At 58.3% G+C, this 18,541-nt stretch carries 12 protein-coding genes; 5 read left to right on the top strand and 7 right to left on the bottom strand.

The genetic code is table 11. The features are described from left to right. Positions 1 to 286: 286 nt before the first annotated feature. Positions 287 to 1,681 (top strand): phosphoglucomutase/phosphomannomutase family protein, encoded by a 1,395-nt coding sequence (locus NW818_RS07320; RefSeq protein ID WP_414424197.1) that lies wholly within the window; start codon positions 287 to 289, stop codon positions 1,679 to 1,681. A 156-nt stretch (positions 1,682 to 1,837) separates the two neighbouring features. Here NW818_RS07320 and NW818_RS07315 read toward each other — a convergent pair whose 3' ends face one another. Beyond that, the gene (locus tag NW818_RS07315; protein ID WP_414424196.1) at positions 1,838 to 3,238 is read right to left on the bottom strand and encodes a hypothetical protein; all 1,401 of its coding nucleotides are present in this window, start codon (positions 3,236 to 3,238) and stop codon (positions 1,838 to 1,840) included. Between the two features lie 60 nt (positions 3,239 to 3,298). Further along, on the bottom strand, positions 3,299 to 4,396 hold the full coding sequence (locus NW818_RS07310; RefSeq protein WP_414424195.1) for a hypothetical protein: 1,098 nt from the start codon (positions 4,394 to 4,396) through the stop codon (positions 3,299 to 3,301). A 571-nt stretch (positions 4,397 to 4,967) separates the two neighbouring features. Between NW818_RS07310 and NW818_RS07305 the strand changes: the two genes are divergently transcribed. Continuing rightward, the gene (locus NW818_RS07305) at positions 4,968 to 6,386 is read left to right on the top strand and encodes a hypothetical protein (RefSeq protein ID WP_414424194.1); all 1,419 of its coding nucleotides are present in this window, start codon (positions 4,968 to 4,970) and stop codon (positions 6,384 to 6,386) included. 59 nt (positions 6,387 to 6,445) lie between these two features. On the opposite strand, the gene NW818_RS07300 is transcribed toward NW818_RS07305, so the two are convergent. From NW818_RS07300 to psaA, 4 genes are all read right to left on the bottom strand, one after another. Next, the gene (locus NW818_RS07300) at positions 6,446 to 8,002 is read right to left on the bottom strand and encodes a phytoene desaturase family protein (protein WP_099812798.1); all 1,557 of its coding nucleotides are present in this window, start codon (positions 8,000 to 8,002) and stop codon (positions 6,446 to 6,448) included. An 81-nt stretch (positions 8,003 to 8,083) separates the two neighbouring features. Continuing rightward, positions 8,084 to 8,665: a Uma2 family endonuclease gene (locus NW818_RS07295; RefSeq protein ID WP_414424193.1), complete on the bottom strand. Its 582-nt coding sequence runs from the start codon at positions 8,663 to 8,665 to the stop codon at positions 8,084 to 8,086. 107 nt (positions 8,666 to 8,772) lie between these two features. Next, positions 8,773 to 11,007, bottom strand: a complete 2,235-nt coding sequence (gene psaB / locus NW818_RS07290) for a photosystem I core protein PsaB (protein WP_011431693.1) — start codon at positions 11,005 to 11,007, stop codon at positions 8,773 to 8,775. A 21-nt stretch (positions 11,008 to 11,028) separates the two neighbouring features. After that, on the bottom strand, positions 11,029 to 13,296 hold the full coding sequence (psaA, locus tag NW818_RS07285) for a photosystem I core protein PsaA (protein ID WP_414419837.1): 2,268 nt from the start codon (positions 13,294 to 13,296) through the stop codon (positions 11,029 to 11,031). A gap of 327 nt (positions 13,297 to 13,623) precedes the next feature. Between psaA and ureC the strand changes: the two genes are divergently transcribed. From ureC to NW818_RS07270, 3 genes are read left to right on the top strand one after another with little or no spacing between them, the layout of a single operon-like run. After that, positions 13,624 to 15,342, top strand: coding sequence for an urease subunit alpha (ureC, locus tag NW818_RS07280; RefSeq protein ID WP_414424192.1), 1,719 nt, complete (start codon positions 13,624 to 13,626; stop codon positions 15,340 to 15,342). 50 nt (positions 15,343 to 15,392) lie between these two features. Next, the gene (locus NW818_RS07275) at positions 15,393 to 16,499 is read left to right on the top strand and encodes an ABC transporter ATP-binding protein (protein WP_414424191.1); all 1,107 of its coding nucleotides are present in this window, start codon (positions 15,393 to 15,395) and stop codon (positions 16,497 to 16,499) included. A gap of 45 nt (positions 16,500 to 16,544) precedes the next feature. Next, a complete protein-coding gene (locus tag NW818_RS07270; protein WP_414424190.1) occupies positions 16,545 to 17,804 on the top strand; it encodes an ABC transporter substrate-binding protein in 1,260 nt (419 codons plus the stop codon). A gap of 3 nt (positions 17,805 to 17,807) precedes the next feature. Here the strand turns inward: NW818_RS07270 and NW818_RS07265 are convergent. Then, a partial coding sequence (locus NW818_RS07265; protein ID WP_414424189.1) for a sensor histidine kinase occupies positions 17,808 to 18,541 on the bottom strand: 734 nt, incomplete at its 5' end.

Genomic DNA, 18,541 nt, shown 5'->3' with positions numbered 1-18,541 from the left:
TCACGCTCATGGCGTATTCCAGGTAGGAGCGCTGCATCTCCCCCTGCAAATCGGTTACAATCACCCGACCCAGACGGGATCCCCCATTCGATCCCAATCCCAGTCCGTCGAGAGTCAGTTGCTGAGTCATGGCACACAGGAGCGGAACGCTTTCCAGGTTACTCTAGCCGCTTCTGCGGCCCCTGCGAGAGGGATCCCATCTCGATAGGAGTTGAGAGCAGACCGAACCCCGCAACTCCCGCCTCGTGCTATGACTTGAAGCGGCAGCACCCACCGCAACACCACTATGGCCGATACCCCGATCCGCTTTGGCACCGACGGCTGGCGAGCCGTGATTGCCGATGGCTTTACTTTCCAAAACTTGACCGTTGCAGCCCAGGCCAGCGCCCAAGTGTTGGCCCGCACCTACCCCGGCGAAGGGATCCTGATTGGCTACGACAACCGCTTTCTCTCGGAACGCTTTGCCGCCCACGTTGCTGAGGTGGTGGCCCGCCTGGGGATCCCAGTTTACCTCTCCACCTGTGTGGCCCCAACGCCGGCCTTTAGCTGGGGTGCTAAGGAGCGAGGCTGCCATGGCGCTTTGGTGATCACCGCCAGCCACAACCCCCCCCACTATTCCGGCCTCAAGGTCAAGGGGGGATTCGGTGGATCCGTGCCCCCGGAAGTTACTGCTGCCATCGAGCAGGAGATGCAAAACCTGAAACCGCTGGGATCCGCAAAGGCTCCTATTGAAACCTGGGATCCCTGGCCTGGCTACCTGGCCCAGCTCAGCCGCTTTGTGGATCTGGAAAAGCTCAAAGGATCCCCGGCCAAGATCTGGGTGGATGTCATGTTTGGCTCTGGCGCCGGTGGCCTCAAGCGCCTACTGGGGGAGAAGGTGATTGAATTGCAGGCCCACCGGGATCCCTTATTTGGGGGATTTCCCCCTGAGCCTTTGCCGCAAAACCTGCAGGCTTCCGCTCAGATCATCGCAGCGGATCCGGCCCCCTTGAAAATGGGCCTGGTCTTTGATGGAGATGCCGACCGCATTGCCGCCCTGGATGGGCAGGGCCATTTCCTCAGCCCGCAGATCCTGATCCCCATCTTGATCGACCACTTGGCGGGGCGACGCGGCTTACGGGGCGAGATTGTCAAAACCATCAGCGGCTCTGAGCTGTTTGTTAAAGTTGCACAGCGCTATGGCCTGCCGGTTACGGAAATGCCGGTGGGCTTCAAGTACATTGCCGAGCGCATGATGAGCACCCAGGTGCTGTTGGGCGGAGAGGAATCGGGCGGCATCGGCTACTTGGGCCACATTCCCGAGCGGGATGCCCTGCTTTCGGCCCTCTATCTCATCGAAGCGGTCGCGGAAACCGGCCAAGATCTCAGCGCCCTTTACCGAGCTTTGCAGGAACGGGAAGGGTTCACCTCTGTTTACCTGCGCCGCGATCTCCACCTCGCCGATCAAAATCAACAAACTGAGTTATTCAAACGGCTACAGATGGATCCCCCGGCTGAGATTTTGGGGCAGAAAGTGATCAAGCATTTCGACAAAGACGGCCACAAATTTACCCTTGCCGACGGCAGTTGGGTGATGATTCGCGGCAGTGGCACCGAGCCTCTGCTGAGGTTGTACTCAGAGGCGAAAGACCTAAAAGCAGTGAACGCCCTCCTGGATTGGGCAGCAACATTGGCAGCTTAGTTCAGATCCGAGTACCAAGCCCTACGATACTGATCCGAAAAGCACGGACTAAGCGCGCCCAGCCCCTGAGGAGACACGCTGGGGACTTTGGATTTGATGTGATCAGTTCCATCACCCCCTCCTAGCTTTGCACAGATTTCTTAGAGGCGATATTTGCTATTCGACTTTAACTGAAACAAACTTTTGAGCTGAAATCGGAGGAATCGAAGAATCGGTAACGGTCACCAATGCAGAGAAAGAAAGGCCAATGGGGGGCTGGTTTGCTGCCGCTGGACATTGAACGGAAATGATGCCTGTTGCGGGGTCGAATGCGAAGGGTGCTGCGGGAGCTGGCTCAGCTTTGAAAGTAAGAGGACTCTTAATGGTGCCGGTAAGAGTAACTTTTGGAGGCACAGTAAGCTTCAAGTTAAGTTTAGCGCTGCAGTTCACCGACGTATCGTATTCAATCCCAATACTGGCAGGTGGCGGAGTTGGCAGCGCTTTAACTTCAACAGGGATCACAGCACTAAGATCGCTGGTCAAGAAATTGGTAGCAGTGGTCAGAGCTGTATTGAGCTTAATAGTGACTGAGCCTGCAGCTGCACCATCGGTCAGGCGAATAACCGCGAATTCCTGAGGTCCTTTGTTGCCTTCCTTAAAGACTAGCGTGCTGGTCGAAACGGTAAACGGAGCGCCTGGCACAAAAGGATTGGGAGTTCCGCTCACATCCAATACAACCTGCCCACCAATCGGAGCTGCTGCTTTGAGCGTAACCGCTACTTTATCAGAGGTTCCAGCTGGAGCATTCTCGCCAAATGTAATGGAGGTAGGCTCAACAGCAATGCTAGGCGGTTCAGTTTGCAATAAGGTAACTGGCACAGCGATATTCACACTGCCCACCGGATAATTGCCAGCCGTTGTGGCGGGGTCGCGGGTAACTGTGATGGTGGCATTGCCCGCTTGCGTGGCCGGGATCAAACGAGTTAACCCAACTTTGGGTGTATCTGGGGATCCCGGTGGAATGACGACGGTTACAAAAGAGGCAGCCGTTGTAGAAATGCCCACCACCTGCGGGTTGCTGCTTTCCACTTTCAACACCAAACTGCCGTTGGCCGGAGGAGCAGAAGGCGTAAGCGTGAGAGTTTCTATGGAGCCAACAGTTGTGCCTTTTGCAAACTCAACTTTTTCCGGAATAACGCTGACTTTCTCAACAGGGAACGGAGCGGGGGGAGGAGGAGGGAAAGGAGTAGAAGGAACAGGGGTCTCCGCCTTAATGGTAGGGAGAGGAGCGGGAGAGGGGATGGGAGGAATGGTTGGGGCCGCAACGGGAGTTTGGATGACAACAGTGGGAGCCGGCAAAGGGATCCCTGGCGCTATGGGAGGTAAGCCTACCTCGGTGCCTCCGGTAGGCACGCTGGGCGTTTGCGGCGGAATGATCGGCCCAGGAACAAAGCTAGTGGCGCTTTTGTCGTTGGATTGCTGACAGCCGATCAAGCTTGCCGTAGTGAAGAAAACAGCCCCCGCGCTGCCTAAAGCCCGCAACCAACTTCTTTCAGTCTTGAACTTTTGCACCTTCATTTCCTGCCACCTTCGCTTACAAAACGGAAGTCCTCTCCAAAGCCGCATCACCATTGGCTGCTAGTTAGCTACTAGAGTGATGGGAGGAGCTGCACTGGGTAGAGTCTGATTGTTCGACACAAATAGCAGCGGCAATGTGTAGATCCCAGGAGCCGTTGCTTGAATGGAGACGTTCACCTCGCAAGTAGCACCTGCTGCCAGAACTCCGCCCGAAAGGTTGATGATCCTTGTTCCCGGTATTGCGCCCAAAGTGCCCCCGCAGGTATTTGGATTGGCAATGCCGGCAGGTGTGGGAGGATTGGCCACGACCAGCCCCTCTGGCAAGACTGCCTGGAAGCTGAGACCACTCAAGGGAATAGCGCCAGCCACTCGGTTATCGACTACAAAGGTGAGGGTAACAGGTGTATTGACCGGCGCTGGATTGGGCAGTAGGAAGCGAGCAAACAGGGGCGAGGGTCCCACAGGAACCGGCGTTGGCACAGGAGTGGGGCCTGAGGTAGGCGTAGGTACGGGCGGCAGAGGAGTAGGAGTTGGAGTGGGAGTTGGCTGAGGAAGGTTGCCACAGGGTGGAATTGCAGAGCCACGAATTTCTGTTCGGCTTTCTTCTCCACTAAATATAGAATCGTCAACTCTTAGCACCTGACCAAAACTATCACGAATAGTTAAGATGATCAGAATGTCATCGCCAGTCAGCTCGTCTTCGATCTGAACCTGCCCCTGTGCATCAACTCTACGAACGCCACGAATGCCTTTAGAAAGAATTCTGAGATCATTAAAGTAGCGGGGATCCGTCGGAAAAGTAAAGCTAAAGGTAATTCCCGTCGCATCAAGGGATGTATTTCCTCTGCCAATCAATAGATTCTTAAATTGTTCTAAAGCAGTTGGGAGTATAACATCTGTCACGTCTGTTCCACAGGTGATGTTTAAAACCTGTACATCAACGCTAGCAATGGTCCCACGCACGATCAAACCAGTTATATCGATCTTATAGGATAGCGAGGCAAACTCCTGATCGGCATTGAAGCCGCCCCCTGGCCCAAATTGAGGCGGATCCGGCAGATCGGGTTGAACTGGCGGCGGGGTGATGGGGGCAAAGTCCGGCCCGGGGCGAAAGGTGATGGGCGTGAGGTTGGGTGAAATGGTAGGGGCAACCGCCACCGGAGGGGGTGTAGCTCCGTCGGCAGTCAAGAGGGGCGGCAGCCCACCAGTAGTCTCGCTGCTACAACCAGTGACCAGGGCCAGCGAAGCCCAAGTTACCAGAAGGGAAAGGCCACCGCCGCCAAGGGCTGAGCCAGAACGTCGTTTCATTGGGGAAGTCTCCACTCACTCACACCACAGCAAATCTTTCCGACAGCGTCCAGCCGGGATCCACTGAATTTACCCCTGTACATTGACAAGCAAGATTACGAGGTATCCCGTTTGAAAGGGGGATGACTGCTGTTAGTTCTACTGCATTCCAGGGCGTTGTCAAGCGACCGGCAGAGCAAATCCAAGAAATTTTTCCGGAAATGGCCCATCCCCTAGATATGGGGTATCATAGCCTCGAGCAGGGGCGGCCAGCTTACCTGTAGCGTTGGGGTTGGGTGCCTTTCCCTCCATTTTGTGTGTGGATTTCCCCAGATTAGGGTGTGTGAGGAAGTGCCTTATGAACTTCAAAGGTCGCTCATTAGCGGTTTTGTGTGGAGTCTTGCTGCTAGGCGGCTGCGGCGAGGTTAATGAGTCCCCGACCTTGCCTGGGCCCGTCCAGGTGGATCCCACGGCGTTTGTCTCGGCGCAGGAGTACCGCTTTACCCCCGGCTCGGTGCTGGAGACCACCAGCCTCCGCTTGGACTATGTCAATCCGAGGTTTGACAACGGGATCCCTGTGCGCACCAACCCCCTCCAAGGCAGCGGTGAAGCTCGCATCGCCAATGTTGAAGCCCGCATCTTGCCTGTGAACGAGTTGCCTGTGAACGAGATCCCAGCCAGTGACTTGACGATTGACTCCACCCTTCGCTCCAGCACCCTGGCCATCCAAATTGGGCGAACCACACCGCTGGTGAATATCACTGCCTTTGGACCCAACGACGGCAGGCTATCTACGCAATTCAATATCGCCGGGCTGGTTGCAATTTCGACAAACCCCAATGATCAGCGCATTCGAGTGAACACAACCTTTAGAGCCGTCAGGGAAGGTACTGTCTTGACTCTCACCGTGCGCCGAATCTTGGTGAATAGGAATGGCAATCAGGTCGTTCTCGAGGGAGATTCTTCTCTCATTGTCCCTACCACAGGTGTGTTGTTTGAAGATGGTGGCCCTGGCCCCGGTGGTGAGATTCTGGCGCCAGGCTCTTTTGTCAATCCTCCCCCACCTCAAGGGCCTGTCACTGCCATTCTGCAAACCGGAAGCTTTTCCGCCAGCTTTGTGGTGCGGCAGCGGGGCGTGGCCGGCGATGGCACTCCTGAAGATGCCCTGGCTCTCTTTGCTCGCCTGAACTTCCGGCCCAACCAGGCGGAGATTGTCTATCGCCCTGCCCAGGTGGGTACGCAGTCGGTACTGTTCGCTCCGGATCCCACTCGTCCAAACATCTTGCCCAATCAGTTGGTTCGCATCCGCCGCTTACTGAACGGTCGTGTTCAAGCGGAGTTTGATCCGGCCAACACCAGCACAGTTCTCAACTTTGTGCAGGTCAGCCCCCCACCGCGACCTTTCCCCACCCCGATCCCGCAGTTGCCCGTCCCTGAGCGTCCCGGTGCCCCTACCGCGTTTGACTACTTCTTCTCCTTGCGCACCGAGCGCTCCACAGGTACGTTGCCTGGATCCCCTGTGGAGGGAACTAATCTCAGTCCTGTTATCCTTCAGGGCATTGTCCCCACCACGGGAGATTTTGTCTTCCGCACCTTAGCTGGGGCACAACTGGCCGGGCCGTTTAATAGGGCAGATATTGGCGGTTCTCTGCTGCGAGGCAACTTGAATTTGGTTTTCGATCCAACCACCTCTGGCTCGAATATCTCTGGGCAATTCTTTATTGAGCAAGAGTTCCCCACTGACAACCAAGTTATAGGCCCGAACTCACCAATTGGCGACGGAAATACGGGTACTCCTGATGCAGGGGGAGTTATTCTCATTATTCGTGGATTCTTTGAGGGCACGCAGGTGCGGCTGTAACCCAGGCAACCCGTTTGATCCCAGAGCAGGGATCCGCTCTGGCTTGGCCTTTTCGTCGGTCAGAGCTTGGGTAGATCGCTGAGCACCACCTGCGCGCAGTTGTGGCCAGGGATCCCGGTCACTCCGCCTCCTGGGTGCGCTCCCGAACCGCAGAGGTAAAGGCCGGGGATGGGGGATCGATAGTCGGCCAGGCCGGAGATGGGCCGCAGGTTGTAGCTTTGATCCGGCGTCATTTCCCCGTGAAAAATGCTGCCCCCCACAAGGCCGAAGCGGGCCTCCAGATCCACGGGCGACAACATCTGCCGTGCGATCACGGCGTTTTTAATGTTGGGGGCAAATTGGGCAATTTTGTCGATTACCCGATCGGCAAATTCCTCCCGTAGGCCATCGTTCCAGTCTCGCCCTTTGGGTTGGTAAGGCACAAACTGGCAGAAGCAGGAGAGGATGTGCTTGCCTGGGGGAGCCATTGTCGGGTCGGTGGGGGATTGGCTGTAGATCTCGATAAACGGATCCCGGGAAGGGATCCCGTACTTGCAGTCATCCCAAGCCCGCTCCAGATAGGCCACCGAGGGGGCAATGTCCACCGTGGCGGAACTGACCACTTCTGGGGGCACTTCAGCAGGGGCCGCTGTGTAGCGAGGCAATTCTTCCAGGGCCAAATTGAGCTTGTACACAGGGCCTGAGGTGCGGTAGTGCCGTTCTAGCCGGTCACGCAAGTCTGGGGGCAAAGAGGAGCAGAGTCGCAAAAAGGTGATCTGGGGATGAGCATTGGAGAGAACCGCCCGCGCCCGCACGGTTTCCCCCGATTCGAGGATAACCCCAGCGGCCTGCCCACTCTCCATCAAGATCTCCGCCACTGGAGCAGACGTGCGGATCTCCACCCCTAAGTCCAGAGCTGCCTTGGCCATCGCTTGGGTAATGGATCCCATCCCACCGCGCACATAGCCCCAGACCCCACGCGAGCCAATAGCCCGACCTACCGCATGGACCAGCCAGATGTAGGGCGTACCCGGAGTCATCGGCCCGGCAGAGGTGCCGATCAAAGATTGGGGAGCCATCGCCGCCTTGACTTGCTCCGACTCGAAGAATTCATCCAGGAGATCAGTGGTCGAGAGGAGCATGATGCGGCGGAAATCGTCTTCATAGCCAGCAGCTGCAAAGCGATCCGCCAGTTGGCCCAGTGAAATCGGCGGCTGCATCAAAGTTGGCTCCACCACCTCGTTCACCCGATCCCAAAACTCCTCCCAGCGGTCGTAGGCTTCCGCATCTTTGCGGGAAAACTTGGCAATTTCCGCTTTGCTCTTGGCACGGTTATCGGCATACAGAAAGAGGTGCTGCCCATCCGGGAAAGGCATGAAGTAGGAAGGTTGCTTGGCATAGACCTCAAAGCCATAGTCCGGCAGGCGCAGATCGCGGATGATCTCCGGGCGCAGCAAACTACAGGAATAGGAAGCCACCGACACGCGAAAGCCTGGGTGAATTTCTTCCGTAATGGCAGCACCACCAACGGTGTGATAGCGCTCCAGCACTAGCACTTTTTGCCCGGCCTTGGCCAAATAGCAAGCGCTCACCAGCCCGTTATGCCCGGCCCCAATCACCACTGCGTCGTAGCTCATCGACAATCCTTTTGCAAATGCTTCCCCACCCACAATACTCCTGCCAGCCAAGATTCGATCTGCCGGCAAGGGATCCCTGCCTTAACCGATGGAAAAAACTCGATCCAGACTCAACTCTCCAGCCCGGATCCCTGGGATCCCAACTTTCTCCTTGGGGGTGTAAGCCTCTCTTTTTTGGTAAACTCCCGACTCCGTTGGCAAGCTGTACGTCTCTAGGCAGTTCTCTTGCAAGTTCAAGATCCAGTAGTTGGGGATCCCGGCTTTGGCGTAGAGTCCGAGTTTGACTTCCCGATCATAGGTAAGGGAAGAATCAGCCACTTCGATGATGAGATAGATGTCTTCGGGCTGAGGATGCCGAGAGCGGTACTCATCCTGCTGAAAGCGCACAATGGCAAAGTCGGGCTCTGGCTCGTGATTGGGGGGCAGTTGCACCGGATCCTGGGTGCGCACAATAGCTTGCTCCTGCACAAGGCCCACCAACAGTCGGTACAGGCGGCTACAGTAGGCGGCGTGCCTCTCCCCTTTCGTCATCTTTTGAACCAGGAGCCCGTCAATCAGCTCCAACTGATTGGGCTCTTCAATCTGTCCAGACTCAATCAGTCGATGAAACTCCTCAAAGGTATATCGCCTGATATAGGGATCCAATCGGGCGGCTAGAGTCATCGACCAAACTCATCAGACCCTAAACTTCATATCACCACTCTACCAACTCACAAAAAAGGGATCCCTGGACCAGCCGAGGGATCCCTATTCAGCAGGTTATGGGCTTGCTACCCCGACTGAGAGGCTGTCGAGGCGATAACAAAGGCCGCGTAGGTCAACACGTAACCCACCGTGAAGTGAGCCAGACCCACCAGACGACCTTGGACAATCGACATGGCCACCGGCTTGTCTTTCCAGCGGATCAGCTTGGCCAAGGGAGTGCGCTCATGCGCCCACACCAAGGTCTCGATCAGCTCTTGCCAGTAGCCGCGCCAGGAGATCAGGAACATGAACCCAGTTGCCCACACCAGGTGGCCGAACAGGAACATCCAGGCCCAAACCGCCAGGTTATTCATCCCGTAGGGGTTGTAGCCGTTGATCAACTGGGCGGAGTTGGCCCAGAGGTAATCCCGCAGCCAGCCCATCAGGTAAGTGGAGTTCTCGTTGAACTGGGCAGTGTTGCCGCTCCAAACCCCAAGCTGCTTCCAGTGCCAGTAGAAGGTAACCCAGCCGATGGTGTTCAGCATCCAGAACATGGCCAGGTAGAAGGCATCCCAGGCGGAGATGTCGCAGGTGCCGCCTCGACCCGGGCCGTCGCAGGGGAAGCTGTAGCCAAAGTCCTTCTTGTCCGGCATCAGCTTAGAGCCGCGGGCATCCAACGCCCCCTTGACCAAGATCAAGGTGGTGGTGTGCAAGCCCAGCGCAATGGCGTGGTGCACCAGGAAGTCACCCGGGCCAATGGGCAGGAACAGGGATCCATTGGGATCGTTGATGGCCTGCAGCCAGCCCGGCAGCCACACGTTGCCGTAGTTGGGCCAAGCGGTAGAAGCAAGGCTGTCGGGGTTGGACAACAACACATCCATGCCGTAGATCATCTTGCCGTGAGAGGCCTGGATGAACTGAGCAAACACCGGCTCGATCAAGATCTGCTTCTCCGGCGTGCCGAAGGCCTGCATGACGTCGTTGTGGACGTACAGCCCCAGGGTGTGGAAGCCCAGGAACAGCGATACCCAGCTGAGGTGGGAGATAATCGCTTCCTTGTGATCCAGCACCCGCGCCAGCACGTTGTTCTTGTTGGCCTCAGGATCGTAGTCCCGCACCAGGAAGATGGCCCCGTGGGCAAACGCCCCCACCATCAAGAAGCCAGCAATGTACTGGTGATGGGTGTAGAGAGCCGCCTCCGTGGTGTGATCCATGGACATGAACACGTAGGGGTTAAGGGCGTACATGTGCTGCGCCACCAGCGAGGTCACCACCCCCAGACAGGCCAAGGCCAGAGCCAACTGGAAGTGCAGGGAGTTGTTGACCGTGTCGTAGAGACCTTTGTGGCCTTCTCCCAGCAGGCCTCCGAAGGGAGTGCCCTTGGGGGGGTTGTGGGCGCCGAGGATCTCCCGGATGCTATGGCCAATGCCCCAGTTGGTGCGGTACATGTGGCCGGCCACGATGAAGATCACCGCGATGGCCAGGTGGTGGTGGGCCATGTCCGTCAGCCACAGGGACTGGGTGTTGGGGTTAAAGCCACCCAAGAAAGTGAGGATGGCCGTGCCCGCCCCTTCTGCCGTGCCCCAGACATGGTTGGCCGTGTCCGGGTTCTGGGCATACACCCCCCAGTTGAGGGTAAAGAAGGGCTTCAGACCTGCCGGGTGGGGCAGAGTGGTAAGGAAGTTGTCCCAGCCTACGTGCTGCCCGCGGGACTCGGGGATGGCGACGTGTACCAGGTGACCAGTCCAAGCCAGGGAACTGACCCCAAACAAGCCGGCCAGGTGGTGGTTGAGACGGGCTTCAGCGTTCTTGAACCAGCTCAGGCTAGGCCGGAAGCGGGGCTGCAGGTGCAGCCAGCCGGCAAACAGAAACACCGCCGCCAACAACAGCAGGCCAATGGCACCGGCGTAGAGATCGCCGTTGGTGCGCAGGCCAATGGTGTTGAACCAATAGTACAGGCCAGAGTAGGCCGCGTTGACGGGGCCGCCGCCCCCCGGTTGGGTAAAGGCTTCCACCGCTGCCTTGCCAAAGTGGGGATCCCAGATGGCGTGGGCGATGGGGGTGACACCCGTGGGGTTGGCTACCCATTGCTCATAGTTGCCTTGCCAGGCAATGTGGAAGACGTTGCCGGAGGCCCACAGGAAGATGATTGCCAGATGGCCAAAGTGGGTGGCGAACAGCTTTTGGTAAAGCCGCTCCTCCGTCATGCCATCGTGGGTCTCGAAGTCGTGGGCGGTGGCAATGCCATACCACAGCCGACGCGTGGTGGGATCGCTGGCCAGGTCTTGGCTGAATTGGGGAAAACGAGTTGCAGTTGTCATGATTCTCTCTTCCTCCTTGCCTTAGCCGAGTGCGCCGAACCGTGCCAGGAAGAACGCCCAGGTGGTGACGATCCCTCCCAACAGGTAGTGGGCCACACCGACCGCCCGACCCTGAATGATGCTCAGAGCGCGGGGTTGAATGGCCGGAGCGACTTTTAGCTTGTTGTGGGCCCAAACGATGGACTCAATCAGCTCCTGCCAGTAGCCGCGACCGCTGAACAGGAACATCAGGCTGAAGGCCCAGACAAAGTGAGCGCCCAAGAAGAGCAGCCCATAAGCCGACAGAGCCGAGCCGTAGGAGTTGATCACCTGCACCGATTGCGCCCACAGGAAGTCCCGCAACCAGCCGTTGATGTTAATGGCGCTGGTGGCAAAGTTGCCGCCGGTGATGTGCTCAATCGTGCCATCGGCGTTGACGGTGCCCCAGATGTCGCTCTGCATCTTCCAGCTGAAGTGGAAGATCACGATGGAGATGCAGTTGTACATCCAGAACAGCCCCAGGAACACGTGATCCCAGCCGGAGACTTGGCAGGTGCCGCCGCGGCCCGGGCCATCGCAGGGGAAGCGGAAGCCCAATTTGCCTTTGTCCGGGATCAACCGGGAAGAGCGGGCAAACAACACCCCCTTGAGCAGGATCAGCACCGTAATGTGGATGGTCATAGCGTGGATGTGGTGCACCATGAAGTCCGCCGTGCCCAGCACCATCGGCATCATGGAGACCTTGCCGCCCACAGCTACCACGTCGCCGCCAAAGATGGGGCTAACCGAAGCGCCCACATAGGGAGCGGTGCTGGCAATGGCCGAAGTGTGCAGCGACTGGATCCACTGGGCAAAGATGGGCTGCAGTTGGATGCCGGTGTCCGAGAACATGTCCTGCGGACGGCCCAGGGCTTGCATCGTGTCGTTGTGGACGTAGAAGCCAAAGGCGTGGAAGCCCAAGAACAGACACACCCAGTTGAGGTGGCTGATGATGGCGTCGCGGTGGCGCAATACCCGATCCAACACGTTGTTGCGGTTCACCGCCGGGTCGTAGTCCCGCACCATGTAAATGGCCCCGTGGGCAGCACCCCCCACCACGAAGAAGCCGCCTATCCACATGTGGTGGGTAAACAGGGAGATCTGGGTGGCGTAGTCGATGCCCATGTAGGGGTAGGGGTTCATGGCGTACATGTGCTGCGCCACGATGATGCTCAGGGATCCCACCATGGCCAGGTTGATGGCCAGTTGGGCATGCCAAGAGGTGGTGAGCACTTCGTAGAGGCCCTTGTGGCCTTCGCCGGTGAAGGGGCCTTTGTGGGCTTCCAGGATCTCTTTAATGGAGTGGCCGATGCCCCAGTTGGTGCGGTACATGTGCCCGGCCACGATGAAGAGCACGGCAATGGCCAAGTGGTGGTGGGCTTGGTCGGTCAGCCAGAGGGCACCGTTCTGCGGATCCAGGCCACCCTTGAAGGTGAGAAACTCCGCGTACTTGCCCCAATCCAAGGTAAAGAAGGGCACCACCCCGCTGAAGATGCCCCAATCCACGCTGGGGAACATCTCCTTCATCAGGGCCGGCTTAAGGATGAACTCGTGGGGCAAAGGCACCTGATCCGCCGGCACGCCCGCATCCAACATCTTGTTGATGGGAATGGCCACGTGGATTTGGTGACCGGCCCAGGCCAAAGAACCCAGCCCCAGCAGGCCCGCCAGGTGGTGGTTGAGCATCGATTCCACATTTTGGAACCACTCCAGCTTGGGAGCCCGCTTGTGGTAGTGGAACCAGCCGGCGAACAGGCACAGCCCGGCCATCACCAAGCCACCGATGGCGGTGCAGAGGAGTTGAAACTCATTGGTGATGCCGGCAGCTCGCCAGAGGTGAAATAGACCAGAAGTAATGCGGATCCCTTCGAAGCCGCCACCCACATCCCCATTCAGGATCTCTTGGCCGAAGATGGGCCAGACCACTTGGGCGCTGGGCTTGACGTTGATCGGATCCGCCAGCCAAGCGGAATAGTTGGAGAACTGAGCTCCGTGGTAGTACATGCCGCTCAGCCAGACGAAAACCACTGCCAAGTGGCCGAAGTGAGCGGAAAAGATCTTACGAGAGACGTCTTCTAAGTCGCTGGTGTGACTGTCGAAGTCATGAGCAAGAGCATGGAGGTTCCAGATCCAGGTCGTGGTCTTGGGGCCACGGGATAGGCTGCGGTCGAAGTGCCCCGGCTTGGCCCATTTCTCAAATGAGGTGGGAACCGGATCCACATCAACCGACACCTTGACCTTCGGCTCTCGCTCCTTTGGCGTAGTTGTCATCAAGAACTCCTCTCTTGCGACAAGGAACGAAGCATCCCTACCCCTTGGCAGAAGATTCCCCCAGGGCAGGACTTACCTGGCATTATAGGTCAGGGTTTGTGAGCCCTCAGTTGCTTCACAATAATTAAACGAGGGATCCCTTGTCCCATCGAGGCTGGAGTCGATTGGCAATTGTTCTTTCGATCATAGATGTAAATATATGTAACGAATTTTCAGCCAACCCAATCCGTTCTCAGGAAGGGTTGGAACTGAACAATAGACAGCAAGGGATCCCCTGGGTGGGGATGTGTGGTAAAACCCTGGCAGCCCTTTTGCAGATACCACCCTATGACCCTAGAGATTCCCCGTCGCCAATACGTCAGCAACTACGGCCCCACCGTAGGGGATCGGGTGCGCCTGGCGGACACCGAGCTGATCATCGAGGTGGAGGAGGATTTCACCACCTATGGTGAGGAGATTAAGTTTGGGGGCGGCAAAACCATCCGCGATGGCATGGGGCAATCGCCGACGGCCACCCGCGCCAATGGGGCCTTGGATCTGGTGATCACCAACGCCCTGATCCTGGACTGGTGGGGCATCGTCAAGGCGGATGTGGGCATTCGCGATGGCTACATTGTCGGCATTGGCAAAGCCGGCAACCCCAACATCCAAGCGGGGGTGACGCCGGGCATGGTGGTGGGCCCCAGCACCGAGGTGATCGCCGGGGAGAACCTGATCCTGACGGCGGGAGGGATCGATGCTCATGTGCATTTCATCTGTCCGCAGTTGTGCGAGTTTGCCATCGCTTCGGGAGTGACCACCCTTTTGGGGGGCGGAACCGGGCCGGCCACAGGCAGCAACGCCACCACCTGCACCCCTGGAGCTTGGAACTTGGGCAAGATGTTGCAGGCGGCGGAGGGGTTCCCCGTCAATTTGGGCTTCTTTGGCAAGGGAAACGCGGCTTTTCCCGCAGCTTTGCGGGAACAGGTGGAAGCGGGGGCCTGCGGCCTCAAGATCCATGAAGATTGGGGATCCACGCCGGCGGTGATCGACAGCTGCCTGCAGGTCGCGGATGAGTACGACATCCAAACCCTCATCCACACCGATACGTTAAATGAGTCCGCTTTCGTGGAGGACACTATCGCTGCCATCAATGGCCGCACCATTCACACCTTCCACACCGAAGGGGCCGGGGGTGGGCATGCCCCCGATATCATTCGCATTGCCTCGGAGCCCAACGTGCTGCCCAGCTCCACCAATCCCACCCGCCCCTTTACCCGCAACACCATCGAAGAGCATCTGGACATGCTGATGGTGTGTCACCACCTGAGCAAGAATGTGCCGGAGGATATTGCTTTTGCCGAAAGCCGCATTCGCCCCCAAACCATCGCCGCCGAGGACATCTTGCATGACATGGGGGTGTTCAGCATCATCTCTTCCGACTCGCAGGCTATGGGCCGGGTGGGGGAGGTAATCATCCGCACTTGGCAGACGGCTCACAAGATGAAGGTGCAGCGGGGGCCTTTGCCGCAAGACAGCAGCCGCAACGACAACTTCCGGGCCAAGCGTTACGTAGCCAAGTACACCATCTGCCCCGCCATCGCCCAAGGACTCAGCCACGTCATCGGGTCGGTGGAGGTGGGAAAACTGGCGGATCTGTGTCTGTGGAAGCCGGCCTTTTTTGGGGTTAAGCCGGAAATTGTCCTGAAGGGGGGCCTGATTGCCTACGCCCAAATGGGGGATCCCAATGCTTCCATTCCAACCCCGCAGCCGGTGTACCCCCGCCCCATGTTCGGCAGCTTTGGCCGCGCCCTGACCGAGACCAGCCTGCTCTTTGTCTCCCAGGCTGCTCTAGACTTGGGGATCCCGGAAAAACTGGGGATCCAGCGCCGGGCCGTAGCGGTGAAAAATTGCCGCGAGATCGGCAAAGCGGATTTGAAACTCAATACCGCCACTCCCCGCATTGAGGTGAACCCAGAGACCTATGAAGTGCGGGCCGATGGAGAGCTGCTCACCTGCGAGCCGGCAGAGGTGCTGCCCATGGCACAACGGTACTTTCTGTTCTAATTTTGGGAGAGTTTGAGAGCTCTATTGAGCGTTTGATCGGTAACCCAAGCATGGGCCACCTTGTTCTCCGCCACCTCAGCAAGCGCTTCCACAAGCGAGGGATCCCTGTCCTCAGGGATTTGTCTTTGAGTGTGGAAGCAGGGGAGATCTTTGCCCTGCTGGGGCCGTCGGGCTGCGGCAAGTCCACCACCCTCAATCTCATCGCCGGTCTGCTGGAGCCGGATCCCTTGCCCTATCCGGGGGAAATTTGGCTGGACGGGATCCCCCTCAACCCTCTGCCGCCGGAACGGCGCGGCGTGACTTTGCTGTCCCAACACAGCCGCCTGTTTCCCCACCTGAGCGTGGGGGAGAATGTCGCTTTTGGCCTGAAAATGCGGGGCATTCCCCGGGCAGAGCGGGAGGCTGCCGCCTTGGGCATGTTGGAGCGGGTGCAATTGCCCGGATTGGCTCAGCGTCGGCCTAGCCAGCTCTCTGGCGGACAAGCGCAGCGGGTGGCCCTGGCGCGGGCTTTGGTGATTCGGCCCAAGGTGCTGCTGTTGGATGAACCTTTATCGGCCCTGGATGCCAACCTGCGCCAAGAGATGCAGGCTCTCATCCTGGAGCTGCAGGCGGAAACAGGGGTGACGACGGTGCTGGTTACCCACGATCAAGCAGAAGCCACAGCCATGGCCCAACGCATCGGCCTGATGTTTGAGGGGCAGCTACACCAGGTGGGATCCCCTGTGGAGTTCTATCAGCAGCCGCGCTCCGAGCGCATTGCCCGCTTTTTTGGCGGGGTCAATTTTTTCGATGCGCAGGCGGAGGGTCACCAACTTCGCCTCAACGACGGGATCCGCTTGAAAAGCGCCGTGCCACTTCAAGGTCAGGTGCGGCTGACGGTGCGTCCGGAACAGGTGCAGGTGCTTCCCCAGCCGCCCGGCTTGGCCGACAATGTTTTCTCCGCTCAAGTGATGGCGGAACGCTTTGCGGGCACCCAGCGACGGCTGACCTTACAAACCCCTTGGGGCAGTCTGCAGGCTTGGGTGGCTCCCCATCAGGTGTTTGCGCCGGGGCAGGCAGTGTGGATCCATTTGCCGCCAGAGGCTCTGTGGCCTGTGGGGGTTGGCGGGGATCCCTCACCCCCGGCCCCTTTCCCCAAGGAAGAGGGGAGAGTTTAAGTTGAATCTGGAACCTGAAAGTTGGATGGGGGTGGAGGCAAGGCTATGCAACCCAAAAGCGTTTTCTGGAAGCGGCGGCAGGTATTGGCCGGCCTGGGATCCCTGGGGGCTTGGGCGTTGAGTCAAAGCTCTCCGTTTGCCCAGAACACCTCCCAGAACATGGTGGATCTGGGATCCCTGAGCTGGGCAGACATTCTGGAGCGGGCGCGGGGCAGCTCTGTCAACTGGGCCATGTGGAGCGGCAGTGAGGCCATCAATGGGTTTGTGGATGGCTGGGTGAGAAGCCAGTTGCAGGAGCGTTATGGCATTCGCTTGAACCGGATCCCGCTCACGGATACCGTTGAAGCAGTCAACAAGGTGATTGGGGAGGTACAGGCCGGGCTGCTCAGCGGCGGCAGCATCGATCTCATCTGGATCAATGGCAACAACTTCCGCACCCTCAAGCAGGGGAATTTGCTCTACGGCCCCTTTGCTGAGAAATTGCCCAGCTTGACCTTCTATGATCCCGCCGATATTGCAACGGATTTTGGCCTGCCCACCGAGGGCTATTCTGCGCCCTACACCGGCAACTACTTTTTGATGGCCTATGATGCCGAACGGGTACCCAATCCCCCCCAGAGCTACGCCGAACTGTTGGCTTGGGCAGAGGCCAATCCAGGGCGATTTACCTACGTGGCCCCGCCGGATTTTCATGGCAGCCGCTTTTTGTTGAGCGCCTTCTACGGCGTGACCGGGGGCTATGCCCAGTACAGCGGGCCGGACTTCGATGCCGATCTCTGGGCGCGACAATCCCCTGCCCTGGTGGAATACCTGAGAAAGCTGGATCCCTTCCTGTGGAGACAGGGCCAAACCTACCCGCCCACCTTTGCCCGCCTGGCGGAGCTTTTTGCCAACGGCGAAGTGTGGCTCATCCCCACCTTTATCGATCAGGTGATCTTACGCAAGGGCAACGGCCAATTTCCCCCCAGCACCACCCCCTATGGGATCCCGGGCACCAGCTTGATCGATCCCTCGTTTACAGCCATTCCCATTAATGCGGCCAATCCTTGGGGGGCAATGGTCCTGGCAGAGGTCTTGGCCAGCCCGGAGGGGCAGCTGGAAAAGTTCAAGCCGGAGGTCTGGGGGGATCTGCCGCTCATCGATGTCAGCCGGTTGTCTGCCGACTACCAAACAGCTTTTGCCCAGCTGGAGGCTGCTGCCGGGATCCCCATTCAAGAGGCCATTGCTGGGGCAGTGCCCATCGTGAACTCCGAATACACGGTGCAACTGGAGGCCCTCTGGCAGCAACAAGTCTTGCCGGGATAGGGGTCAGGTATGCCCCTCACCCCCAGCCTCTTTCCAAAAGGGGAGGTCTTCTGACATTGGGGGTGGGCCGGGCAATGGCGGAGCAGGATCCTCACCTTGGGGCAACCAAACTTGGAAATGCGTCCATCCATCCGAGCTGTTGACGGAGATATTCCCCCCCATATGCTCCACCAGTTGCTTCACCAAAGCCAGCCCCAGGCCGGTGCCGCCGTGCTTCCAGCGATCCGATTGCGGGATCCGGTAAAACTTTTCAAAGATGCGGGGCAGCTCTGGCTCTGGGATCTCGCTGCTGTTGCTGCAGACGAAGAGGATCCCCTCTCCTTCTGAGACAACCCGCAGGTGGATGGATCCCTCGGGGGCCGTGTACTTGATGGCGTTGTGCAGCAGCTCGCGCAGAATGCGCCCCAAGCAGGTGGGGTCGGCCCAAAGCGAGGGGATCCCTGACTCCAGGTGCAGTTGCAGGTGTTGATGTTTGGCTTGGGCCAAAGGCTGAGCCCCGTCCAGCAAATCTTGTAAATACCGCGGCAGAAAAATATTCTCTGGTTGCAGCAGATACGTCCCGGCTCCCAGCCGTCGCATATCCAGCAGGTCGTTGATGAGCTCGATTTGCCGGTTGCACTCTTTCAGGGCAATGGTGAAGTAGTGCCGCTGTTTCTCGGGGTTATCGCGGGTCATTTGCAGCATTTGCAAGGCCATGCGCACATTGGTCATGGGGGTGCGCAGCTCGTGGGAGACGG

Source organism: Synechococcus sp. R6-5, assembly GCF_047461775.1.
Taxonomy (GTDB): Bacteria; Cyanobacteriota; Cyanobacteriia; order Thermostichales; family Thermostichaceae; genus Thermostichus.
Note: the sequence above shows the minus strand (reverse complement) of the source record. Positions and strands in the feature narration are given on the sequence as shown.